This is a genomic window from Aeromicrobium sp. MLTX1 (genome assembly GCF_046452335.1).
Lineage (GTDB): Bacteria > Actinomycetota > Actinomycetes > Propionibacteriales > Nocardioidaceae > Aeromicrobium.
Genome location: NZ_JBKFDN010000001.1, coordinates 1,296,323 through 1,318,085 on the forward strand (window position 1 = coordinate 1,296,323; position 21,763 = coordinate 1,318,085).

The window sequence follows — 21,763 nt, forward strand, 5'->3', positions numbered from 1 at the left end:
TCAGGGTAGGTCACGTGGACGGCCCACGTAGGGTTGGCGAACGTGACCGGGGGACGACTCACCACCGCGTGGTGCGCCATCGCGGCCGCCGCGGCGGCCCTCTTCGTCCTCGGCGTCTACTGGCCCGGACGCTTCCCCGGGGCCGACGTCGCGGTCGAGGTCCTGCTGGTCGTGGCCGGCGCGCTGTTCGCCCAGGTCCTGCTCGTCGAGCGCGACCGACCGCTCGCGAAGGTCCTCGGCACCGGCCTGCGGCTCCTCGTGCCGCCCCTGGTCGTGCTCGTCGCCACCGGCCTGGCCGTGCAGCGCTGGATGGACGTCCGCGACTGGGCGCCTGTCCTGCACGACGTGCGCGACGCGGCACTCGCGCTCACCAACGTGCGCACCGTCGCGGTCGACTCGCCCGTGGCCACCTTCTGGCTCGTCTCGCTGCTCGTGCAGTCCGCGGTGGTCGTGCTGGTCCTGCGCCTCGTCGCAGACCGGCTCGCCAGCGGGCTGAGCCTGATCGTGCTGGTCCTCTCCGCCGCCTCCTTCGTCTGGTGGGCGTTCGACCCGGCGCTGCACCTCGGCGCCCGGTTCTGGCCCGTCGGCCTCGGCGTCCTCGTGGCCCTCGCCCTGTCGCGGGCGGGTGAGGAGGCGCTGCGACGCCCGATGGCGCTCATCGCGTGGGGCACGGCGCTCGGCGTCGCCGCGGTGGCGGTGCTCGTCTCCGGCGACCTCCCGCTGACCGTGATCGGTGCGATCGCCGGTGTCCTCCTCGCGGCCTCCGGGCCCGCCCACGGCTCGCCCGCCACCTGGCTCGGTCCCCGCCTGTCCGGCTGGCTCGCCGCGATCGCCTGGGCCGGTCTGTGCTGGGCCGGGCCCGCCCTGCGGTTCGCTCCCGAGATCGCCGACCGCGAGATCGGCCTGCGCGACCGCGCGGAGCTGCTGCTGCTCGTCGGCCTCGCCGCGATCGTCACGGTGACACTGGTCGCGGGCCTTCGCGCGCTGGTCGACCACGGGGGCCTGTGGGTCACGGTGGCCGCGGCCGCGGTGCTGGCGGCGTTCCTCGTCACGGTCCCCGGCACGGATCGGGTGGAGGCCATCGAGAGCGACGTCTCGCGGGTCGAGGCGCTCATGACAGCCGACGAGCCGGACTGCTTCGGCGCCATGACGATGGCCGCGCTGACCGACGGCGAGTCGTGCGAGAACCCCGACCTGGACGGCGTCATCCGGCCCGACGTCAGCCGCGCGGGGCGGGACTTCGTCGCCTACCTCGACTGCTGGTCCGATCCCGGCGACGCCAACCTCAACATCTGCGACCTGGCGCCCGACGCGAAGCCGGCCGAGGACGCCCCGCGGATCCTCGTGCTGGGCGACTCCCACGCCCGCGTGCTGTTCGGTGCGTTCACACGTCTCGCCGAGCAGGGCGTCGTCTCCGTGGACGCCGCGGCGAAGGCCAGCTGCGGCTGGAGCACGCTGCCGGTCGTCGACCGCAAGGACACCCAGCGCGGCCCGCTGTGCGACGAGTGGCGCGGCAAGCTCGCCGACTGGCTCGACGAGCACGTGACCGACTACGACGTGGTCGTGACGACCTCGTACAACGGCCGCATGAAGGGCCCGAAGGGTCGCCAGGTCGCCAGCCACGTCGAGGCGTGGGAGCCCGTCACCCGCGCCGGCGTGCCGATCGTGGCGCTGCGCGACAACCCGCGGATGCCGGGCGACACCGTGGACTGCCTCGCCGCCCTCGGGTCGACGGACTGGTCGCAGTGCGACGTCCCGCTCGACGACGTCGTGCCCGAGTTCGACCCGTTCGGGCCCGCGGCCGAGCAGGTCGACGGTGCCCACTTCGTCGACACCGAGCCGCTGTTCTGCCACGAGGACGTGTGCCCCGCGGTGATCGGCGGCGTCAACGTCTACCGCGACTACAACCACGTCTCCGCGTCCTACGCGGCCACGCTCGCGCCCGTGCTCTACCGCGAGATCGCGCGGACCGGAGTGTTCGAGCCGCCGCGCTCGCCTGCGCAGCCCGCCGCGGCGATGTCACACTGAGCCCCATGCGCATCGGCGTCCTCGACATCGGTTCCAACACCGGGCACCTGCTCATCGTCGATGCGTTCCGTGGTGGACCGCCCATCCCGGCCCACTCGTTCAGCGAGCCGCTGCGCCTCGCGGAGAACCTCGACGCCTCGGGCCACCTCACGCCCGAGGGCACCGACCGCCTCGTGAAGTACGTGGCCGAGGCCGCCTCGCAGGCCGAGGACAAGGGCGCCGAGCGCGTGCTGGCGTTCGCCACCTCCGCGGTCCGCGACGCCGGCAACGCCGACGAGGTCATCGCACGGGTCGCCGAGGTCAGCGGGACGCAGCTGCAGATCCTGCCGGGCGAGGACGAGGCCCGGTTGACGTTCCTGGCGGTGCGCCGCTGGTTCGGCTGGTCGTCGGGTCGCCTCGGCGTGTTCGACATCGGCGGCGGCTCGCTCGAGCTGGCGGTCGGCTCCGACGAGGAGCCCGAGACCGCCACGTCGCTGCCCCTGGGCGCCGGCCGGCTCACCCGCGAGTGGCTCGACCGCGGGATGGACCACGACGACCTGCGTCGCGAGGTGCGCCGCGAGATCGGCGCTGTCGCCGGCCCGCTGCTGCGCGGCGGCCGCTTCGACCGCGCCGTCGCCACCAGCAAGACCTTCCGCTCGCTGGCGCGCATGTGCGGCGCCGCGCCGTCGGGGGAGGGGCCCTACGTCCGGCGCACGCTCAAGCACCGCGATCTCGTGCGCCTGGGCCAGGAGCTCCGGGTCGCCACCGACGAGCAGATCGCCGCGATGCCGGGCGTCTCGGCGATGCGTGCGCACCAGATGCGCGCGGGCGCCGTGGTCGCCGAGGCCACGATGGAGCTCTTCGGGGTGGACGAGCTCCAGATCTGTCCGTGGGCGCTGCGCGAGGGCGTGCTGATCGAGTATCTGGACCACCTGTGACCAGTGCCGCCCTAGTCTGGAAGGCGTGAGTGTGAGCCAGCCGATGGTCTCGCTGTCGACGTCCTCGGTCTATCCCGACGGCACGGCGGCGGGCTTCGCGACCGCGGCGCGCCTGGGCTACGACGGCGTCGAGGTCATGGTGGGCCTCGACGAGGTCAGTGCCGACACCACGGCGATCAAGGCGCTGGCCCGGGCGCACGACATCCCGGTGGTCTCGATCCACGCGCCGTGCCTGCTGGTGACGCAGCGCGTCTGGGGCACCGACCCGTGGGGCAAGATCCACCGCAGCGCCGAGATGGCGCTCGACGTGGGCGCCGACACCGTGGTGGTGCACCCGCCGTTCCGGTGGCAGCGCGAGTACGCGCGCGGCTTCGTCGAGGGCATCGCCCGACTCGAGGACGAGTACGACGTGGCCTTCGCCGTGGAGAACATGTACCCGTGGCGCTCGGGAAAGCGCGAGTTCCAGGCCTATGCACCCGGCTGGGACCCGGTGCCGTTCGAGTACGAGAACGTCACGGTGGACTTCTCGCACAGCGCCACCTCGCGGATCGACTCGATGCAGCTGATCGACGACCTCGGCGACCGGCTGCGGCACATTCATCTCGCCGACGGCTCGGGCTCGATCAAGGACGAGCACCTCATCCCGGGCCGCGGCACGCAGGGCTGTGACCGCCTGCTGGGCCACCTCGCCGACCGCGGCTTCACGGGCCACGTCGTGGTGGAGGTCAACACGCGCAAGGCGGACGACCGCGACGCCGACCTGCTGGAGGCGCTGGCATACGCCCGCCTGCACCTCGCGCCGACGCCGGTCTGAGCCGGGTCAGGACCGCTGCGCGACGCAGAACTCGTTGCCGGCGGGGTCGGTCAGGGTGACCCACCGGAAGCTCGCGTCGCCGCGCTCGGCCACGAGCCCCGCGCCCGCCTCGCGCAGTCGCGCGACCTCGGCGTCGAGGTCGTCGGCGAGCACGTCGAGGTGGAGCCGGTTCTTGCCCGGCGTGGGGTCCTCGACCTTCTGGAACGCCAGCGTGGGGCTGTCGGGGACGGAGACGATGACGTACCAGCCGTCGTTCTCCTCGGTGATGGTGCCGCCGGTCTGCTCGGCCCACCAGGTGGCCAACGCCAGGGCGTCGGTCGTGTCGCACGTGATCATCGCGGGTGTGACGGTCATGGCTGCACGCTACGACCGTGCCCCGACAGTCTGGTGGCGATGATCGAGCCCACCACGAGCTGGAGCTGGTGGTAGACCATGAGTGGCAGGATCATGAGCGGGAAGGTGGTGGCCGAGAACAGCACGCTGGCCATCGGCAGGCCCGCGGCGAGCGACTTGTTCGTGCCGCAGAAGTAGATCGCCACCTGCGCCCCGCGACCGAACCGGCGACCCGCCAGCCAGCACACGAGCGACGACAGCGCGAGCAGGCCCGCGCAGACCCCGGCGACGACGGCGCCGTCGCCCCAGTCGAGGACGTCCCACACGTCGGCGTTCGTGCCGCGGCTGAAGCCGGCGTAGACCACCAGCAGCACGGTGGACCGGTCGAAGCGACGCAGACCCACGTCGTGCCGCACGAGCCACGGCCGCAGCCACCGGCGCGCGACCTGGCCCGCGAGGAACGGCAGCAGGAGCAGGCCGACGATGCGCAGGATCGCCTCGGCGTCCACCGTGACGTCGCCGCCCAGGAGCAGCGCGACCAGCAGGGGCGTGAGGAACACGCCGAGCAGGCTGGAGGTCGAGGCCGCGACCACGGCGATCGCGCGGTCGCCGCCGGCGATCGACGTGAACGCCACCGACGACTGGACGGTCGAGGGGACCAGGCACAGGAAGACGAGCGCGGTCAGCAGCTGCTGGGAGATCACCGAGGGCGCCAGCGGCGACAGCGCCAGGCCCATCAGCGGGAAGACCACGAAGGTGACCGCCACGATCACGACGTGGACGCGCCACGCGGTCAGCCCGTGCACGACCTCGGCCGTCGACAGGCGCGCGCCGTAGAGGAAGAACAGCGCGACGATGCCGACCTGCACGAGCACGTTGACGACCTCGAGCACCTCGCCCTGCGCCGGCAGCACGATCCCGAGGCCGGCGAGGCCGAGGATCATCACGACGAAGGGGTCGATGCGCACCGGGCCACGATAGGCGCAGGCGGCGCGCCGTCATCGCGCGGTTGCCGGGCCGTCGTCGACCGTTCGCCCCAGACTGGCACCGTGAGTGCCATGAGCGAGACCAGCATCGACGCCGTCTGCGTGTTCTGCGGCGCCCGCGACGGAGCCCGGCCCGAGTACCTCCGGGTGGCCGAGCAGCTCGGCACCGCCCTGGCCCGGGCCCGGGTGGACCTGGTGTTCGGCGGCGGCGGCATCGGCATCATGGGCGCGGCCTCCCGCGCCGCCCGCGAGCACGGCGGCCGCGTCGTCGGCGTCATCCCGCAGTCGCTGCTGGAGCGTGAGGGCGGCCGCACCGACGACCCCGACATGCACGTCGTCGAGACGATGCACGAGCGCAAGGCCCTCATGCACCAGCTGTCGGACGCGTTCGTCGTCCTGCCCGGCGGCCTGGGCACCTACGAGGAGTTCTTCGAGATCCTGACGTGGCGCCAGCTCGGCTTCCACGACAAGCCGATCGTCGTGGTCGACACCGAGGGCTACTACGGTCCGCTGCGCGAGATCGTGTCGCACGGTGCGGCCGAGGGCTTCATCGGCCCTCGCGACGAGGAGCTGTTCACGATCGTGGGGTCCGTGGACGAGGCGCTCGCGGTGCTGGGCATCGGCGCCTGAGAGACGCCCGTCACGCCCGCTGGCCGGGCCGGGCCCACCGCCAACTACCCTCGGTCCCATGAGGATCGCGGTCGTCGGTGGCGGTGTCATGGGAGGCACGCTGGCCGAGGCGATGGCCCGCGCGGGCCGGGACGACATCGTCGTCGTGGAGCGCAGCGCCGAGCGTCGTGCCGAGCTGGAGGCCCAGGGCCACGAGACGTCGGACGACGTCGCGGCGGTCGCCGGGGCCGAGATGATCCTGCTGGTCGTGAAGCCGCAGGACGTGGCGTCGGTCCTACCCGGCATCGCGGCGGCGGCCGCGGACGGCGCCACGGTGATCTCGCTGGCGGCCGGCGTCCGCACCGCCACGATCGAGGCCGAGCTGCCCGAGGGCGTCGGCGTGGTCCGCGCGATGCCCAACACGCCCGCGGTGATCGGCCGCGGCATGTTCGGCGTCTCGCCCGGCAGCCGCGTCCCCGCCGAGCGACTCGACGCGGTGGTCGACCTGCTCCGCTCCGGAGGCGAGGTCGTCGTGGTGGACGAGTCGCACCAGGACGCCGTCACGGCCGTCTCGGGCTCCGGACCCGCCTACCTGTTCCACCTCGCCGAGCACATGATCGCCGCGGGCATCGAGGGCGGCCTCGACCCCGAGGCGGCCCGCGCGCTGACCGTGCAGACCCTCGTCGGGTCCGCCGAGCTGCTGGCCGGTTCGGACGAGTCCCCCGAGGAGCTGCGCCGCCGCGTCACCTCCCCGAACGGCACCACCCACGCGGCGATCACCACGTTCGACCAGCACGGCGTCGGCGAGGGGATCCGTGCTGGCGTTCTGGCCGCGATCGCCCGTTCCGCGGAACTAGGCTGAAGGCATGGACGATCGCGCCGCGGTGGTGTTCGACGAGCACCTCACCGACTACGACTTCGGGCCGTCGCACCCGATGGCGCCCGTCCGCGTGAAGCTGACGATGGCGCTCGCCGAGGAGCTCGGCGTCCTGGAGGACCTCGACGTCGTCGGCGCCCGTCCCGCCACCGAGAGCGAGCTGCTCAGCGTCCACACGCCCGACTACGTCGAGCGCGTCGTCAACCTCAGCAAGCACCCCACGCACTCCGACCCCGCGCACGGCCTCGGCACCGAGGACAACCCCGTGTTCCGCGGCATGCACGACGCCAGTGCGCTCATCGCCGGCGCCAGCCTCGAGGCCGCACGGCTGGTCTGGACGGGTGAGCGCAAGCGCGCGATCAACGTCAGCGGTGGCCTGCACCACGCGATGCCCGGCCGCGCGAGCGGCTTCTGCGTCTACAACGACGTCGCGATGGGCATCCAGTGGATGCTCGACCAGGGCGCCAAGAAGATCGTCTACATCGACGTCGACGCGCACCACGGCGACGGCGTGCAGGCGATCTTCTACCACGACCCTCGGGTGCTGACGATCTCCCTGCACGAGTCACCGCAGACCCTGTTCCCGGGCACGGGCTACTCCACCGAGGTGGGGGCCGAGGGCGCCGAGGGCTCGGCGGTCAACGTCCCGCTGCCGCCGGGCACGTCCGACGCGGGCTGGCTGCGCGCGTTCCACGCGGTCGTGCCGCCGATCGTGCGCGAGTTCGCCCCCGAGATCATCGTCAGCCAGCACGGCTGCGACTCCCACATGGACGACCCGCTGACCAACCTCATGCTGAGCGTCGACGGCCAGCGCGCCTCGTACCTCGCCGTCCGCGACCTCGCCGAGGAGCTCACCGGCGGACGCTGGCTGGCCACCGGGGGCGGCGGGTACGCCGTGGTCGACGTCGTGCCGCGCGCCTGGGGACACCTGCTGTCGATCGTCAGCGGCAATCCGCTCCCGCCCGAGACCGAGACCCCCGAGGCGTGGCGCCGCGCCGTGGAGCAGCTGCGCGGCCAGCCCGCTCCCACCCGAATGACCGATGGCCGCAGGGCGCTCTACCGGCGCTGGGAGGACGGCTACGACCCCGCGTCGTGGCTCGACCGCTCGATCCAGGCGACCCGCACCGAGAGCTTTCCGTTGAACGGCCTCGACCCCTCGTACTGACTGAAATTCCCGGTGCAACTGCGCGTTTCGCAGTACGGCCGCGGTACACAAGGGCGGTCGCGGCGGCCGAAGGTACGTGAGTTTCCTGAGAGTTTCAAGTTTTCCGTTCACAGGTGACTCACGTGCCACTACGCTTCCATCAAGCACGCGCGCTCACTCTCCGGTGGGGAAGCCGGAGAGCGCGCGTGCCCTGGGAGGATGGTGTGAGATGACTGAGGGAACCCGCTTCATGACCGTCGCCGAGGTCGCGGACCAGATCCGTGTCTCGAAGATGACGGTGTACCGACTCGTGCACTCGGGTGAGCTCGAGGCCGTGCGTGTCGGTCGCTCCTTCCGCGTGCCCGAGCACGCGGTCGAGGAGCTGCTGCAGAAGTCGTTCTACCAAGCCGGCTGACGCAACCTGGGGTCCGTGGGGGGCGGACCGGCAGGACTTCGCCCCCGAGCCGCCACCTGCGTGTGCGCCGACGGGGTGCGATCGCCTAGTGTTGGTCTGTCCTGTGTGAAAGATCAGATCGAGGTGAGTCGTGGGTTCTGTCATCAAGAAGCGCCGCAAGCGGATGTCGAAGAAGAAGCACCGCAAGATGCTCAAGCGCACGCGAGTGCAGCGCCGCCGTCTGGGCAAGTGACCGATGGCCGGGGTCGTCCTCGTCACGGGCGCGGCCACGCCGGGCGTGGCTCAGGTCGCCCGGCGCATCGCTGAAGCGGAGGATGTCAGGGTCGTCGCCGTCGACACGACCCTGCCCACCGACGATCTCGGGTCAGTCAAGTTCGTGCGTGCGGACATCCGCACGCCGGTCATCTCCAAGGTGCTCGCCGTCGAGGACGTCGACACCGTCGTCCACGCGGACCTGGCGCCGATGCGGTCGCGCGCGGGCGGCAGCGCCACCAAGGAGATCAACGTCATCGGCACGATGCAGGTGCTCGCCGCCTGTCAGCGCTCCGAGACCGTCAAGCGTGTCGTCCTGGCCAGCAGTGCGGCCGTGTACGGCGCGTCCCCGCGCGACCCCGCGGTGTTCACCGAGTCCGCGACGGCGCGCGGCGGCACCAAGTCCGGGTTCGCCAAGGACATCGTCGAGGTCGAGGGCTACACGCGCGGCTTCGCGCGCCGCCGTCCCGACGTCTGCGTGACCACCCTGCGCATGGCGCAGTGGCTGTCGCCGCACTTCCCGACCGTGCTGGGGACGTACTTCTCCAACCCCGTCCTGCCGGTGCCGATGGGCTTCGACGCGCGCCTGCAGCTGCTGCACCCGCAGGACGCGCTCGAGGTCATCGCGATGGCCGCGCACGACGACCACCCCGGCACCTTCAACGTGGCCGGCGACGGGATCCTCATGCTCAGTCAGGCCGCGCGGATCATGGGCAAGCCCACGCTCCCGCTGCTGCCGCTGGGCTTCGGCTCGGTGCTGCGCCGCATGGTGCACTACATGGGCTCCGACGTGTCGCCGGGCGTGCACCGCCTGCTCACGTACGGGCGGGTGCTCGACACCACGGCGCTGCACGAGATGTTCGGCTACCGTCCCCGGCACACGACGCGCGAGACGTTCGAGTGGTACGCCGAGACGGCCCGCCCGGGCCTGCTGCACGCATGGGGGATCACCGGATGAAGGACGACCTGAAGGGCATCGGCACCTCCGGGCGGCCGGGACGGGGCAACGGCTCCACGTCCCCCTCGCGGGCCGCGCGATCGCTCGCCGGTCCGGCCGCGAAGAAGGCCACCGGCAAGCCTGCGGCGAAGAAGGCAGCGAAGGCCTCGGGCACCAAGCCCACCTCGGCCGCCCAGGCCGACGCCGCCACGTCCGCGGCAGCCCGCTCGGCCGCGCCGAGGAAGGACGCGGCGAAGACCGCCGCGAAGCGCACGGCCGCCAAGAAGGCCGCCGCGAAGACCACCACGGTCAAGGCCGCGTCCACCAAGAAGGCCGCACCGAAGAAGGCTGCGCCCGAGAAGACGCCGCCGGTCGAGCCCGAGCAGCCCACCACCGGACCCACCCGTGAGCGCCATCTCCGCGCGGTGCCCGAGGACGAGGGTCAGGGCCACCGCCAGGAGCCGCCTCGCGAGGCCACGGCCGACCTCGACCCCGAGGACGTCGCCGCCGCCTTCGCCGAGGGCGCCCGCCGGCTCATGGGCACCGACTGGCAGGTCAAGGTGCTGGAGATCGTCGGCAGCCTGCGTCGCCGCCTCTCCGGCTCCTACGAGGTCGACGAGTTCGGCCTCGACCCCGAGGTGCTCGACCTGCTGTCGCACCTGGTCGAGCCGCTCGCCGAGAGCTGGTTCCGGCTCGAGGTGCGCGGTGTGGAGAACATCCCCACCGACGGCGGTGCGCTGCTGGTGGCCAACCACTCCGGCACCGTCCCGGTCGACGGCCTCATCACGGGCTACGCCGTGCGCAAGCACACCGGGCGTCCGATCCGGCCGCTCGGCGCCGACCTCGTCTTCCGGCTGCCCTACGTCGGCCAGATCGCGCGCAAGATGGGCGCCACGCTCGCCTGTGCCGAGGACGCCGAGCGCCTGCTGACCTCCGGCGAGCTCGCCGCCGTGTGGCCCGAGGGCTTCAAGGGCATCGGCAAGCCGTTCAGCGAGCGCTACAAGCTCCAGCGGTTCGGTCGCGGCGGGTTCGTGTCGTCCGCGATGCGGGCCCAGGTGCCGATCGTGCCCGTCTCGATCGTGGGGGCCGAGGAGATCTACCCACTCGTGGGCAACATCCCGTCGCTCGCGCGCCTGCTCGGGGTGCCGTACATCCCGATCACCCCGTTCTTCCCGCTGTTCGGGCCGCTGGGTCTCATCCCGCTGCCGAGCAAGTGGATCATCGAGTTCGGCGAGCCCGTGCGCACCGACGCGTACCCGCCCGAGTCCGCCGACGACCCGATGCTGCTGTTCAACGTGACCGACCAGGTGCGCGAGACCATCCAGCAGACGCTCTACAACCTGCTCGTCGAGCGGGGCAATCCCTTCATCTGAGTCGAGGAGCCGACATGCCTGACCGACGGCCGGACCTGCGCCTCGACGCCCCCACGCTCGAGCCGTCCGACGACCTCGTGTTCCGTCTGGCCATGGCGGCGCGCAGCAACGCCTCGCCGGCACCCACGCGCAGCCGCGGCCGGCGTCTCGCCCTCGTGGTCGGGTCGTTCCTCGGGGTCAGCGTCATCTCGGTGGGCGGCGCCTGGGCGGTCGGCGCGATCGACGTGCCGCTCCTTCCGTCGTCGCCGCTGCGCGACGCGATCGTCACGCCGAGCGACCCGACCCCGCAGGACCGCCAGGACGGGGCTCCCACCCCCGCTGAGGGCGCCGACCAGTCCCCGGCCGGGAAGGTCGTCACCTCCTCGGGCGGCGACGGTGCGGCGGAGAAGGCCGATGTGTCCGGCCGCTCGGCCGCCGACCCCACGCCGAAGGACCAGGGCAGCACGGACGCGCCCGTCGACCCGCCTGCCGCCAAGGACCGCGGCCAGGGCGACACGCGCAGCCAGGACAAGGGCGACAACGGTCAGCACCGAGGGCAGGACAAGGACCCCTCGGAGCGGGGCTCGTCGGAACAGGCGCACGAGCGCGGCAACGGAAACGGGAGCGGGAACGGGAACGGCAACGGGACCGACAAGCCGGCCAAGCCCGAGAAGGACCAGAAGGCGCAGGGCGTCGATGAGTGACGACGCCGTCATCAAGGCCGCCAAGTGCGGCGAGCCGGACGCATGGCGCGAGCTCTACCGCGCCCACGCGGGCCGGCTCGTGACGTGGCTGCAGACCCGGCCCACCGGCGACACCGCCGCGTCGCCCGAGGACGTCGCCAGCGAGGCCTGGTACGTGGCCGCCACGAAGGTCTCGCAGTTCGAGGGCACCGCCGCCGACTTCGGCGGCTGGCTGTTCGGCATCGCCCGCCGGATCAGCGCGAACTCGCGCCGCACCTCGCAGCGACGCAACACGCTCCCGGTGGAGACCGACGAGCTGCACGAGGTCGTGCCCGACCACGGACCCGAGGTCGAGGGTCAGGACTGGCTCCGGTCGATGCTGGCGTCCCTGCCCCCGCGCGAGCGGGCGGCGGTGGGACTCGTCGACGGGATGGGGATGGACGTCTCCACGGCGGCCGACGTCCTGGGGGTCAGCGCGGTGTCCGTGCGGGTCGCGCGGCACCGGGGCCTGCGCAAGCTGGCGGGGCGCACGCCCGCGCGGCCGGTCGGCATGATGCGCGGCGCGACTCCGGGCAGCTGACCACGCGTCACAGGAAAATGCCGGCCCGCCCCGGGGGTTGGGGCGGACCGGCCTCCCTCGTCCCGCAACGCGGGCGAGTCTCGGGCTCGCTCAGGCGGCGGGCTGGTTGGCCAGGCACGTGGCGAGGCGCGCCTTGGCCTTGGCGACGCGCTGGAGCTGCGCCTTCTTGGTCTTGGCGACCTTGGTGCGGCGCTCCTTCGCGATCTTGAGCTTCTTGACGGCCTTGCGCTTCTGCGAGGCGGTGTCGGCCTGGCGGACGTCCTTCTTCGCCTTCTTGACCTTCGCCTGCTGCTGGGCGAACACGGCGTTCACCTTGGCCAGCTGGGCCTCGGCGCGCTCGACCTGGGTGGTCTGGGTGGCGCAGGGCTCCGAGGTGGTCGGCCGGTCGGCGTGGGCGGCCGGGGCCGCGAGCGGGCCGAAGGCCAGGGCGAGGCCGGCGGCGAGCGCACCGATGCGAGCGCGGTGAGTCATGGGGAATCTCCTCAGGTGATGGGCAGTCCGAGAACTGCTGACACCCGAGACCTGTCACGACTCGCGTCCGGCGTTACATCCGGACGAAAGAAAATCGCCGGCGGTGGCGTGCGGGGGGACGACACGGCCCCACGCACGCCACCGCCGAGCGGGTCAGGACTGCTTCGCGCCGAGGCGCTTGAGCAGCTGGTCTCCCTCGATGTCGAGGTCGGGGAGGGCGCGATCGAGCCACTTCGGCAGGCGCCAGGCGCGGTCGCCGAACATCGCCATCAGCGCGGGCACGAGCGTCATGCGCACGAGGAAGGCGTCGATCGCGATGGCGATGGCCAGGGCGAAGCCGATCTGCTTGATCATCGGGTCGCCGTTGAAGATGAAGCCGGCGAACACGGCCGTCATGATCACCGCGGCGGCCACGACGACGCGGCTGGAGTGGCTGAAGCCGTCGATCACGGACTCGCGCCCGCTGTGGCCGTGCACCCACGACTCGCGCATCGAGGACACCAGGAACACCTGGTAGTCCATGGCCAGGCCGTACGCGATGCCCGTGACGAGGATCGGCAGCAGGGCCATTACCGGGCCCGTCGAGTCCAGGCCGAAGAGGCTGTTCAGCCAGCCCCACTGGAACACGGCGGTGGTGGCGCCGAGCGTGGCCAGGATCGTCAGCAGGAAGCCGGCGGTGGCCTTGAGCGGCACGATGATCGAGCGGAACACGATCGTCAGGACGATGAGCGACAGCACGATGACGATCGCGAGGTAGATCGGCATGACCTCGCTCATCTTCTCGGCGATGTCGATGCCCATGGCCGTCTGGCCGGTGACGCCGAGGTCGATGTCGTACTGCTGCGAGAACTCGCTCGAGCGGTCGCGCAGCTCGTGCACGAGCGTCTCGGTGGACGGGTCCGTCGGCCCCTCGCGCGGGATGACCGAGACCAGCACGGTGCGGCCGTCCTCGCTCATGCCGGCGGCGTTGGCCGAGGCCACGTCCTTCACCTGGCCGAGCTCGGCCAGGACCGCTCCGGCGGCCTGCTGGTCGACGGGCTGGTCGGTGCGCGAGGAGAGGACGACCAGCAGCGGGCCGTTGAGGCCCTCGCCGAACGCGCCGCTCACGGTCTCGTAGCTCTCGCGCTGGTCGGTGCCGGTGTTGTAGTTCTCGCTCGAGGGCAGGCCCAGACGCATGTCGAGGGCGGGGATCGCGATGACGAGCGTGGTGACCACGACGACGGCGGCGGCCACGAAGCGGTTCTTGGACAGGAACGTCGCCCAGCGACGCGCGGTGGCGTGGTCGCTGCCGGCGGCCTCGCGCTCGGCGAACTGCGCACGCGCCTTCTCCGAGACGATCCGCTCGCCGACCAGGCCGAGCAGGGCCGGCAGGGCGGTGAGGGCGACGAGCACGGCCACGGCGATCGTGGCGGCGGCGATGATCGCCATCGTCGTGAGCAGGCTGATGCCGATGACGACGAGGGCGGCGAGCGCGATGATCACGGTGGTGCCGGCGAAGAACACGGCGCTGCCCGCGGTGCCGACGGCGCGGCCGGTGGCCTCGTGGGCGCTGAGCCGCTCGCGCATGATGAGGCGGCGCTGGCGGTTGACGATGAAGAGTGCGTAGTCGATGCCGACGGCCAGGCCGAGCATGAGGCCGAGCACCACGCTCATCGAGCCGAGCTCGTAGAAGTGGCCGAGGGCGTACGCGCCACCGACGCCCACGCCGACGCCGAGGATGGCGGTCAGCAGGGGCAGGCCAGCCGCGACGACCGAGCCGAGGACGAGGAACAGCACGACGGCGGCGATGACGATGCCGACGGCCTCGCCGATGCCGGCCACCTCGGGCAGCTCCTGCAGGGAGGCGCCGGGCAGCACCTGGATGTCGGCGGCCTCGACCGGAGCCGTGGCGGCCTCGAGCACGTCGTGGATGGTGCCCTCGGGCAGGTCCATCGTCTGCTTCGTGAACTGGAACTGCGCCATCGCGACGGTGCCGTCGGCCGAGATCGTCACACCCGGGACGAGCTCACCCCCGACGACGAGGGGCAGGGGCTGGTCGAGCTCCTGGCCGGCGCGGGCGGCGGCGGTGGCCTGCTCGGCGGCTTGCACCTGCGCGGCCATCTCCTGCTGTGCGGCGGCCTGCGCGTCGGCGGAACCGGCGAGGTCGGCCGGGTTCACGACGGTGTCGTTCCCGTAGATCGCCTGCATCGACTGGGCGAGGAGTCCGGCGGACTGCTCGTCGAAGAAGCTGACGCCGTCAGGGGCGCGGTAGACGATCTGGCCGGCGCCACCCGCGGCGGCGGGCATCTCCTCCTCGAGCTGCTCCAGCACCTCCTGCGCGGCGACGCCGTTGATCGTGACCTCGCTGCTGAGCTTCGGCGCGTTGACGGCGATCGAGCCGACGATGACGGCCAGCAGGACCAGCCAGGCGCCGAGGAAGCGGAACGGATGGGCGAAGGCGGACTTGCCCCAGCGGTACAGGAGAGTCGACACAGGTGTTCCTCACGAAGTGATAGGTGACTCTCACATCGTAGGATGGGGGGTGAAACGAGGAAAGAGGAGGGGCAGAGACGTATGTCACGACGTGACTCGCGCGAGAACGCCGAGCGCATCCTCGTCGCCGTCCAGCGCCTCTGGGCCGACGACGCCTCGCCGTCGATGGAGCGCATCGCCACCGAGGCCGGCGTCGGGGTCGCCACGGTCTACCGCCACTTCCCCAACCGTGCGGCGCTCGAGAGCGCCGCGTTCGGCCGCATCTTCGCCGAGGAGCTCATGCCGCTCGTGGAGGGCGCCGAGGACGAGGACGCCGACCTGCTCGAGGTGGCCGAGCGCTTCGTCGAGGTGATCGGGCGCTACGCCCCGGTCCTGAGCGAGGTCGGTGCCAGCCACGTCACCGACGAGGCTCTCGAGGAGCTGGGGGAGCCCTTCGTCGACCTGCTCCGTCGCGGCCAGGTCACGGGCGTCCTGCGCGCCGACCTCGAGCCGGTCGACATCTACTGGCTGCTGCGGATGATCGTGCTGGGTCTCAACTCGCCCGTCGCCTCGCCCACCGTGCGCCGCCGCTACGTCGCGATGATCCTGCCGGCGCTCGCCCCGGGCGACCACGACCCGCTGCCGGGTCTCTCGGACGAGGACTACGACCGTCTCGGCGCCCCGCCCGAGCACCGCCGGCCGCCCGTCGACTAGAGGCGGCGGCGGAGGCGCTTGCCGACGAGGTAGGCCGCCGAGGCGGCGGCGCCCACGGCGCCGGCCTTCAGGCTGGCGGCCGCCACCTTGCGGCCGGTGCGGTAGTCGCGCACGAGCCAGCCGTTGGCCTTGGCGTGCGAGCGCAGGCCGCCGTCGGGGTTGACGGCGCAGGGGTGGCCGACGAGGGACAGCATGGGGATGTCGTTGGAGGAGTCCGAATAGGCGTAGCAGCGCTCGAGGTCGAGGCCCTCGGACTCGGCCAGTGCGCGCACGGCCACGGCCTTGCCCTCGCCGTGCAGCATGTCGCCGACGAGCCGGCCGGTGTAGACGCCGTCGACGTGCTCGGCGACGGTGCCCAGCCCGCCGGTGAGGCCGAGCCGTCGCGCGATGACCTGCGCGATCTCGACGGGTGCCGCGGTCATCAGCCACACGCGCTGGCCGCGGTCGAGGTGCCACTGCGCCATCGCGCGGGTTCCCGGCCAGATCTTCTCGGCCATGTACTCGTCGAAGACCTCCTCGCCGATCTCCTCCAGCTCGCGGACCTCGTGTCCCGCGATGAACTTGAGGGCCACGCTGCGGGCCTGCTCGATGTGCTCGGGATCCTCGACGCCGACGTACTTGAAGTAGGCCTGCTGCCAGGCGGCGCGGGCGATGTCGCGCGTGGTGAAGAACTCGCGCCGGTGCAGCCCGCGGGCGAGCAGGAAGATCGACGCGCCCTGCATGATCGTGTTGTCCACGTCGAAGAACGCCGCCGCGGTGGGGTCCACCGGCTGCGCGAGCGCCTGCTCGACCTCCGCCGCCGCCGCTGCCGCCTGGCCGGCCAGGATCGAGCGCGACTGCAGGTTCCGTGGTCCTTCGGGCGGTCGTCGCGGGGACATGGCGATCACTGTAACGGCGTTGCGCGGCCAGCAGGTGTGGTTGACTCGGCGACATGACCGTCAACGTGAGTGACGATCTGCGTGAGAGCGCGCGTCGCGACCCCGAGGGCATCGCCCTGATCGAGCCCCGCACCGACCGCCGGGTCACGTGGGCCGAGTTCGACCAGTGGGCCGATCGCGTGGCCCAGACCCTGCTCGCGCGCGGCGTCCTGGCCGGCCAGCGCGTCGCCCTCGTGATGTCGAACGGCATCGACCTCGCGGTGGCCTACTACGGCGTGCTGCGCGGCGGTCTCGTGGCCGTGCCGATCAACCCCCGCGCCACGCCCCGCGAGATCTCCCGCATGGTCGCGGCCTGCTCGCCCAAGATCGTCGTCGGCGACGCCCAGTCGATCACCCAGGTGCGCCAGGCCGACACCGGCGACTCGCTCATCGTGGTCCACCGGGCCGCCCCGCAGGAGGGCGAGCTGCGCTTCGGCGCTCTCCTCGACCAGGCCAGGGACGCCGTGCCCGTCGCGCCGCGCGACCCGGAGTCGCTCGCCGTCGTGCTGTTCACCTCCGGTGCCACCGGCCTGCCGCGCGGCGTGATGCTCACGCACCGCGCCCTGGCCGCCGACATCGACCAGCTGCTCCAGATCGAGTCGCCGCCGGTCATCACGTCCGACGACGTCGTGCTCGGGCTGCTGCCCATGTTCCACGTCTACGGCCTCAACTGCGTGCTCGCGCTGTCGGTCCGCGCCGGCGCCACCGTCGTGCTCATCGAGGAGTTCCACCCGGGCTCGCTGCTCGGCGACATCGTCGAGTACGGCATCACCAACCTCCCACTCGCGCCGCAGGTGATCCAGGCCCTCGTCGGTCTCGAGGGTCTCGAGGGTCTCGCCGAGGCGCTCTCGAGCGTCCGGCTCATCGTCTCGGGCGCCTCCGCGCTGGACCCCGAGCTCGCGCAGGCCTTCCACGCCCTGTCCGGCCAGCCGGTCGAGCAGGGCTACGGCCTCACCGAGACCTCGCCGGTCGTCACCACGACGGTGGGCGACGGCCGCGAGCCCGGCGAGCTGCCGCCCGCGGGCTCGGTGGGCCGTCCGCTGCCGGGCGTCGAGATCGCGCTGCGCGACTTCCTCGGCCAGCCCGCCGCGCCCGGTGACCCCGCCCAGGTCTACGTCCGCGGCGCCAACCTCTTCTCCGGCTACTGGCCCGACGGCTCCGACGGCCCCGACGCCGACGGCTGGTGGGCCACGGGCGACATCGGACTGCTCGACGACCAGGACAACCTCGTCCTCGTCGACCGGCTCAAGGAGACGATCAACGTCTCGGGCTTCAACGTGTACCCCTCGGAGATCGAGGAGGCGATCGTCGACGCCCCCGGCGTGGAGTCCGTCGCCGTCATCGGCGTCGAGGACGAGCGCACCGGCGAGGCCGTCGTCGCCTTCGTCGTGCCCGACGACCCCGAGGGCGACGCCGCACCGGTGGAGGAGGCCGTCCGCGCCATCGCCGCCGAGCGCCTGGCCCGCTTCAAGGTGCCGTCGCGCGTCATCGTGGTGGCCGCGCTGCCGCACTCGCCCACGGGCAAGGTCGCGAAGGGCCGCCTGCGCGCCCTCGTGCGCTCGGAGCCGGCATGAGCGTCGTCGCCCACGCCGACGACGCCCGCGTCGTCGTCTACTCCCGCGAGGGCTGCCACCTGTGCGAGGCCGCCGAGCAGGTCGTCGCGCAGCTCGTGGCCGAGACCGGCGACGACTGGGTACGGGTCGACATCGACACCGAGCCCGACCTGCAGGAGCGCTTCACCGAGCAGGTGCCGGTGACCTTCGTCGACGGCCGCCAGCACGACTTCTGGCGCGTGGATCCCACGCGCCTGCGCGCCGCGCTCGCCCGCGGCTGAGCCGGGCCCGCGGCGGGGCGCATTAGCGTTCCTTGTCGCGGTCGGGGAAACTTCTAGGCGTGTCAGATCGCATCTACGTCCGCCGTTACGTCGACCCGCTGGACCCGCCGTCGATGAAGCGGTTCCGCGCCGGATGCGGCAAGAACTCCGGCAACCTCATCTTCGCCGCGTCCGCGCAGCGCTCGGTGATGGTGGACGGCGTCGACGTCGAGGCGAACAACCTCAACACGCTGATGCGCAGCGTCGACCGCCTCAACGAGGAGCAGCGGCACGTCGTCATCCCGCTGGCCAACGCGTTCCGCCGCGGCTACCTGCCCCAGCTCGGCGACCTGACCTCGGCGATCGAGCGCCTCACGGTCCCCGTCACGATCCTCGGCGTCGGCGGCCAGTTCCAGCTGGACGGCACCCCCGAGCGGTCCGAGGAGGTCGACGCGGCAGCCCGGCGCTTCATGCGCGCGGTGCTGGCCCACGGCCCCTCGATCGGCGTGCGCGGCGAGCGCACCGCCTCCTACCTGTCCGACCTGGGCTTCTCCGAGGTCGACGTGATCGGCTGCCCCTCGATGTTCCTGCGTGGCCGCGATCTCCACGTCCGCGACACCGCGCCCACGTTCGACAAGGGCACCAAGGTCAGCCTCAACCTGACGCCGCACGTGCCGATCCCCGCCGGCTGGGTCGCCGACGTCTTCAAGCGCCACCCACGCGCCGAGTTCGTCGCGCAGGAGATCCGCGACCTCGACGCGATGCTCGGCGGCCCCGCGGTCAAGGCCGGCTCGCGCGAGTACCCCGGCTCGATGCGCCACGAGGTCATCGCCGACAACAAGGCCGTGCTGCACTGCCACGCGCCCACGTGGATCGAGTCGATGGCCGCGCGCGACTTCACCGTCGGCCACCGCATTCACGGCAACATCTCGTCGCTGCTGGCCGGCACCCCGGCGCACGTGATCGTGCACGACAGCCGCACCCGCGAGCTGTGCGAGTACTTCGAGATCCCGCACACGCAGGTCACCGAGCACCGCCTCGAGGACACGCCCGAGCGGATCTTCGAGCGCTCGGACTACTCGGCCCTCATCGGCAACCACCCCGAGCGCCTCGCCCGCTTCGCCGGCTTCCTGGAGAAGCACGGCCTGCGGCACGCGCTCGACCTGCCGGCGGGGGAGACCCCGTTCGACCGCGCGGTCGCCCAGGTCGAGGCGCGTCCCGGCCTCGTCGTCCGTCCCCGCTCCACCGAGCCCGAGCTGATGGACCTGCGCGTCTGGAACGCGGCCCGAGCCGCGCACCAGGGCATCGCGCAGGCCGAGTCGCGCGCCCGGAAGGCCGAGGCGCGCCTCAAGGACCTCGAGGCGAACCAGGGCCTGAAGGGCCTGCTGCGGCGCGGCCGCTGACCTGATGCGTCCTGAGATCCAAGCCCTGAGGGCGGCCGCCGTCCTGGCGGTCGTCGTCTTCCACCTTTGGCCGGGCCGGCTGAGCGGCGGCTACATCGGCGTCGACGTCTTCTTCGTCATCTCCGGCTTCCTCATCACGAGCCACCTCATGCGCGAGGTCGAGCGCAAGGACCGCGTCGACCTGGCGCAGTTCTGGGCGCGGCGCGCGCGGCGCCTGCTGCCCGCGGCCTACCTCGTGCTGTTCGTCACCGCGATCGGCGTCCTCGTCTGGCTGCCGCCGGCGCAGTGGACGCAGAACTTCCGCGAGATCATCGGCTCGACGCTCTACGTCGAGAACTGGGTGCTGGCGATCGACTCGGTGGACTACCTCGCCGCCGACGGCGTCCCCTCGGCGGTCCAGCACTACTGGACGCTCTCGGTCGAGGAGCAGTTCTACCTCGTCTGGCCGCTGCTGATCGTGGCGGCGCTCGCCCTGGCCCGGCGCCGGGGATGGGCGCGCGCGAAGGCGGTCCTGGTCGTCCTGTCGGTCGTCACCGCGACGTGCTTCCTGTTCTCGCTGTGGCTGACCTCGCAGCACCCGCAGCTGGCCTACTTCGCCACTCCGGCGCGCGCCTGGCAGTTCGGCGCCGGCGCGCTGTTCGCCGTAGCCCTCGTCGACCGCATCCGGCTGCCGCGGCGCACGGCGATCGCGGCGTCGTGGCTCGGCTTCGGCGTCATCGCGCTGTGCTCCTTCGTCTACGACGAGAGCACGCCGTTCCCCGGCACCGCCGCCATCGCGCCCGTCCTGGCGACGCTGCTGGTGATCGCGGCGGGCACCCCGTCCGGCCGCCTCTCGCCGACGCCGATCATGGCGTGGCGCCCCGTGCAGGTCACGGGAGACCTCTCGTACTCGATGTACCTGTGGCACTGGCCGCCGATCATCCTGCTGCCCGAGATCCTGGGCGAGGAGATGGGCCTGTGGCCGCGGGTCGGCATCTTCTTCGGCACGTTCGCGCTGGCCTGGCTGACGATGAGGTTCGTGGAGAACCCGATCCGCTTCGGCACCCGGTTCGGCATCCGCCGGCCTCGCGTCACGGGCCTGGTGTCGGTGTTCGCCGCCGCCCTCGTGGTGGGCTTCTCCGCGTTCGGCTACCAGGCCGGGCAGGCCGAGGAGCAGCGCGCCGAGGAGTTCACGGCCCGGGTCAACGCCGACATGCCGAAGTGCTTCGGCGCCGCGTCGATGCCGCCCGCCGGTGAGTGCGAGAACCCCGAGCTGGCCACCATGCGGGTGCCGGCCGGCCCCGACGTGAGTCGCGACTGGGGCGGCCGCAGCGAGTGCTGGGGCAAGAACGACCAGGTCGAGCTCAAGTCCTGCGACTTCGGCGAGCGCTCGGGCGACCGGCCGCACGTCGTGCTGCTGGGCGACTCCCACGCCCGCGCCCTGCTGCCGGGCTTCGTGCGCCTGGCCGAGCTCGACGAGCTCTCGCTGACCACGCAGCTCAAGGGCGGCTGCGCGTGGTCCACCGACCTGCCCGGTCGCACCGCGGTGCCCGAGGTCCTGCAGACCTGCCCCGCGTGGCGCGAGAACGTCCAGGAGTGGATCGAGCAGAACCGCGACGACATCGACCTCATCGTCACCACGGGCTACTCCCGCAACCTCGCCGGCTCGCAGGCGCAGCAGGCGAAGGCGCTCTCGGAGGCCTGGACGAAGGCGACGGATCTCGGCATCCCGGTGGCGGCCGTGGTCGACAATCCGGACAACGGCACGCCGCCCGCGAAGTGCCTCGACCGCGTCGACTCGTGGGACGAGACCACGTGCTCGGTGTCGCGCGACGAGGCCTTCCCGTACGGCGACGCGTTCGGCGAGGCCGCCCGGATGACCGACGGCGCGGAGCGGATCGACATGACCGACTTCTACTGCCTCGAGGACGTCTGCCCGGCCATGATCGGCGGCGTGAACGTGTACCGCGACCGTCACCATTTCACCGCGACGTTCACGCGGACGCTGGCTCCGTTCCTGTGGAACCGCATCACCGCGCAGGTCGACGGGCTCCCCACCAGTGACCGCTGAACGGGTCGCGTCGCCGT

General features: G+C 72.1%; 22 protein-coding genes. 17 read left to right on the forward strand and 5 right to left on the reverse strand.

What is annotated here, in order from left to right:
• Window positions 1-42: 42 nt before the first annotated feature.
• From ACK99Q_RS06140 to ACK99Q_RS06150, 3 genes are read left to right on the forward strand one after another with little or no spacing between them, the layout of a single operon-like run.
• Complete coding sequence (locus ACK99Q_RS06140) at window positions 43-2,028, forward strand: SGNH hydrolase domain-containing protein (protein ID WP_410185309.1); 1,986 nt, start codon at window positions 43-45, stop codon at window positions 2,026-2,028.
• A gap of 5 nt (window positions 2,029-2,033) precedes the next feature.
• Window positions 2,034-2,945, forward strand: coding sequence for a Ppx/GppA phosphatase family protein (locus ACK99Q_RS06145; protein ID WP_410185310.1), 912 nt, complete (start codon window positions 2,034-2,036; stop codon window positions 2,943-2,945).
• 25 nt (window positions 2,946-2,970) lie between these two features.
• On the forward strand, window positions 2,971-3,759 hold the full coding sequence (locus tag ACK99Q_RS06150; protein ID WP_410185311.1) for a sugar phosphate isomerase/epimerase family protein: 789 nt from the start codon (window positions 2,971-2,973) through the stop codon (window positions 3,757-3,759).
• Window positions 3,760-3,765: 6 nt separating this feature from the next.
• Here ACK99Q_RS06150 and ACK99Q_RS06155 read toward each other — a convergent pair whose 3' ends face one another.
• Window positions 3,766-4,113: a VOC family protein gene (locus ACK99Q_RS06155; RefSeq protein WP_179422558.1), complete on the reverse strand. Its 348-nt coding sequence runs from the start codon at window positions 4,111-4,113 to the stop codon at window positions 3,766-3,768.
• On the reverse strand, window positions 4,110-5,060 hold the full coding sequence (locus ACK99Q_RS06160) for a bile acid:sodium symporter family protein (protein ID WP_410185312.1): 951 nt from the start codon (window positions 5,058-5,060) through the stop codon (window positions 4,110-4,112). Before ACK99Q_RS06160 ends, ACK99Q_RS06155 begins: the two co-directional genes overlap by 4 nt.
• Window positions 5,061-5,150: 90 nt before the next feature.
• On the opposite strand from ACK99Q_RS06160, the gene ACK99Q_RS06165 reads away from it, so the two are divergent.
• The 9 genes from ACK99Q_RS06165 (at window position 5,151) to ACK99Q_RS06205 (ending at window position 11,927) form a co-directional block, all read left to right on the forward strand.
• Window positions 5,151-5,708 carry a TIGR00730 family Rossman fold protein gene (locus tag ACK99Q_RS06165; RefSeq protein ID WP_410185313.1) on the forward strand — a complete coding sequence of 186 codons (558 nt, stop codon included), beginning with the start codon at window positions 5,151-5,153 and terminating at the stop codon, window positions 5,706-5,708.
• A 58-nt stretch (window positions 5,709-5,766) separates the two neighbouring features.
• A complete protein-coding gene (gene proC / locus ACK99Q_RS06170; protein WP_410185314.1) occupies window positions 5,767-6,549 on the forward strand; it encodes a pyrroline-5-carboxylate reductase in 783 nt (260 codons plus the stop codon).
• 4 nt (window positions 6,550-6,553) lie between these two features.
• Window positions 6,554-7,729, forward strand: a complete 1,176-nt coding sequence (locus ACK99Q_RS06175) for an acetoin utilization protein AcuC (protein ID WP_410185315.1) — start codon at window positions 6,554-6,556, stop codon at window positions 7,727-7,729.
• 208 nt (window positions 7,730-7,937) lie between these two features.
• Window positions 7,938-8,123 carry a helix-turn-helix domain-containing protein gene (locus ACK99Q_RS06180; RefSeq protein ID WP_179422566.1) on the forward strand — a complete coding sequence of 62 codons (186 nt, stop codon included), beginning with the start codon at window positions 7,938-7,940 and terminating at the stop codon, window positions 8,121-8,123.
• 130 nt (window positions 8,124-8,253) lie between these two features.
• Window positions 8,254-8,355, forward strand: coding sequence for a 30S ribosomal protein bS22 (locus ACK99Q_RS06185; RefSeq protein ID WP_019143756.1), 102 nt, complete (start codon window positions 8,254-8,256; stop codon window positions 8,353-8,355).
• 3 nt (window positions 8,356-8,358) lie between these two features.
• A complete protein-coding gene (locus ACK99Q_RS06190) occupies window positions 8,359-9,333 on the forward strand; it encodes an NAD-dependent epimerase/dehydratase family protein (protein WP_410185316.1) in 975 nt (324 codons plus the stop codon).
• Window positions 9,330-10,685 carry a lysophospholipid acyltransferase family protein gene (locus ACK99Q_RS06195; RefSeq protein ID WP_410185317.1) on the forward strand — a complete coding sequence of 452 codons (1,356 nt, stop codon included), beginning with the start codon at window positions 9,330-9,332 and terminating at the stop codon, window positions 10,683-10,685. Before ACK99Q_RS06190 ends, ACK99Q_RS06195 begins: the two co-directional genes overlap by 4 nt.
• A 14-nt stretch (window positions 10,686-10,699) precedes the next feature.
• Complete coding sequence (locus ACK99Q_RS06200; RefSeq protein WP_410185318.1) at window positions 10,700-11,368, forward strand: hypothetical protein; 669 nt, start codon at window positions 10,700-10,702, stop codon at window positions 11,366-11,368.
• Window positions 11,361-11,927, forward strand: a complete 567-nt coding sequence (locus ACK99Q_RS06205) for an RNA polymerase sigma factor (protein WP_410185319.1) — start codon at window positions 11,361-11,363, stop codon at window positions 11,925-11,927. The genes ACK99Q_RS06200 and ACK99Q_RS06205 overlap by 8 nt, the downstream gene beginning before the upstream one ends.
• Window positions 11,928-12,017: 90 nt before the next feature.
• Here the strand turns inward: ACK99Q_RS06205 and ACK99Q_RS06210 are convergent, their stop codons facing one another.
• Together ACK99Q_RS06210 and ACK99Q_RS06215 are read right to left on the reverse strand one after the other, a co-directional pair.
• Complete coding sequence (locus ACK99Q_RS06210; RefSeq protein ID WP_410185320.1) at window positions 12,018-12,398, reverse strand: hypothetical protein; 381 nt, start codon at window positions 12,396-12,398, stop codon at window positions 12,018-12,020.
• 153 nt (window positions 12,399-12,551) lie between these two features.
• Entirely contained in the window at window positions 12,552-14,870 is a 2,319-nt protein-coding gene (locus tag ACK99Q_RS06215; protein WP_410185321.1) for an MMPL family transporter, read from the reverse strand.
• A gap of 81 nt (window positions 14,871-14,951) precedes the next feature.
• On the opposite strand from ACK99Q_RS06215, the gene ACK99Q_RS06220 reads away from it, so the two are divergent.
• Window positions 14,952-15,563, forward strand: a complete 612-nt coding sequence (locus ACK99Q_RS06220) for a TetR/AcrR family transcriptional regulator (protein ID WP_410185322.1) — start codon at window positions 14,952-14,954, stop codon at window positions 15,561-15,563.
• Here the strand turns inward: ACK99Q_RS06220 and ACK99Q_RS06225 are convergent.
• Window positions 15,560-16,441 (reverse strand): HAD family hydrolase, encoded by an 882-nt coding sequence (locus ACK99Q_RS06225; protein ID WP_410185323.1) that lies wholly within the window; start codon window positions 16,439-16,441, stop codon window positions 15,560-15,562. The genes ACK99Q_RS06220 and ACK99Q_RS06225 overlap by 4 nt on opposite strands.
• A gap of 53 nt (window positions 16,442-16,494) precedes the next feature.
• Here ACK99Q_RS06225 and ACK99Q_RS06230 point away from each other — a divergent pair, with 53 nt between their 5' ends.
• The 4 genes from ACK99Q_RS06230 to ACK99Q_RS06245 are packed head-to-tail and all read left to right on the forward strand — an operon-like array spanning window position 16,495 to window position 21,746.
• Complete coding sequence (locus tag ACK99Q_RS06230; protein ID WP_410185324.1) at window positions 16,495-18,054, forward strand: class I adenylate-forming enzyme family protein; 1,560 nt, start codon at window positions 16,495-16,497, stop codon at window positions 18,052-18,054.
• Complete coding sequence (locus tag ACK99Q_RS06235) at window positions 18,051-18,314, forward strand: glutaredoxin family protein (protein ID WP_410185325.1); 264 nt, start codon at window positions 18,051-18,053, stop codon at window positions 18,312-18,314. Before ACK99Q_RS06230 ends, ACK99Q_RS06235 begins: the two co-directional genes overlap by 4 nt.
• A gap of 59 nt (window positions 18,315-18,373) precedes the next feature.
• On the forward strand, window positions 18,374-19,696 hold the full coding sequence (locus ACK99Q_RS06240) for a polysaccharide pyruvyl transferase family protein (protein WP_410185326.1): 1,323 nt from the start codon (window positions 18,374-18,376) through the stop codon (window positions 19,694-19,696).
• Between the two features lie 4 nt (window positions 19,697-19,700).
• Complete coding sequence (locus ACK99Q_RS06245; RefSeq protein ID WP_410185327.1) at window positions 19,701-21,746, forward strand: acyltransferase family protein; 2,046 nt, start codon at window positions 19,701-19,703, stop codon at window positions 21,744-21,746.
• Window positions 21,747-21,763 lie beyond the last annotated feature (17 nt).

Excerpts from the sequence above, each read along its gene's own strand:
- ACK99Q_RS06220 (WP_410185322.1), top strand. The coding sequence starts at position 14,952 with ATGTCACGACGTGACTCGCGCGAGAACGCCGAGCGCATCCTCGTCGCC.
- ACK99Q_RS06235 (WP_410185325.1), top strand. The coding sequence starts at position 18,051 with ATGAGCGTCGTCGCCCACGCCGACGACGCCCGCGTCGTCGTCTACTCC.
- proC (WP_410185314.1), top strand. The coding sequence starts at position 5,767 with ATGAGGATCGCGGTCGTCGGTGGCGGTGTCATGGGAGGCACGCTGGCC.
- ACK99Q_RS06180 (WP_179422566.1), top strand. The coding sequence starts at position 7,938 with ATGACTGAGGGAACCCGCTTCATGACCGTCGCCGAGGTCGCGGACCAG.
- ACK99Q_RS06165 (WP_410185313.1), top strand. The coding sequence starts at position 5,151 with ATGAGCGAGACCAGCATCGACGCCGTCTGCGTGTTCTGCGGCGCCCGC.
- ACK99Q_RS06190 (WP_410185316.1), top strand. The coding sequence starts at position 8,359 with ATGGCCGGGGTCGTCCTCGTCACGGGCGCGGCCACGCCGGGCGTGGCT.
- ACK99Q_RS06195 (WP_410185317.1), top strand. The coding sequence starts at position 9,330 with ATGAAGGACGACCTGAAGGGCATCGGCACCTCCGGGCGGCCGGGACGG.
- ACK99Q_RS06210 (WP_410185320.1), bottom strand. The coding sequence starts at position 12,398 with ATGACTCACCGCGCTCGCATCGGTGCGCTCGCCGCCGGCCTCGCCCTG.
- ACK99Q_RS06155 (WP_179422558.1), bottom strand. The coding sequence starts at position 4,113 with ATGACCGTCACACCCGCGATGATCACGTGCGACACGACCGACGCCCTG.
- ACK99Q_RS06225 (WP_410185323.1), bottom strand. The coding sequence starts at position 16,441 with ATGTCCCCGCGACGACCGCCCGAAGGACCACGGAACCTGCAGTCGCGC.
- ACK99Q_RS06245 (WP_410185327.1), top strand. The coding sequence starts at position 19,701 with ATGCGTCCTGAGATCCAAGCCCTGAGGGCGGCCGCCGTCCTGGCGGTC.
- ACK99Q_RS06175 (WP_410185315.1), top strand. The coding sequence starts at position 6,554 with ATGGACGATCGCGCCGCGGTGGTGTTCGACGAGCACCTCACCGACTAC.
- ACK99Q_RS06200 (WP_410185318.1), top strand. The coding sequence starts at position 10,700 with ATGCCTGACCGACGGCCGGACCTGCGCCTCGACGCCCCCACGCTCGAG.
- ACK99Q_RS06230 (WP_410185324.1), top strand. The coding sequence starts at position 16,495 with ATGACCGTCAACGTGAGTGACGATCTGCGTGAGAGCGCGCGTCGCGAC.
- ACK99Q_RS06145 (WP_410185310.1), top strand. The coding sequence starts at position 2,034 with ATGCGCATCGGCGTCCTCGACATCGGTTCCAACACCGGGCACCTGCTC.
- ACK99Q_RS06205 (WP_410185319.1), top strand. The coding sequence starts at position 11,361 with ATGAGTGACGACGCCGTCATCAAGGCCGCCAAGTGCGGCGAGCCGGAC.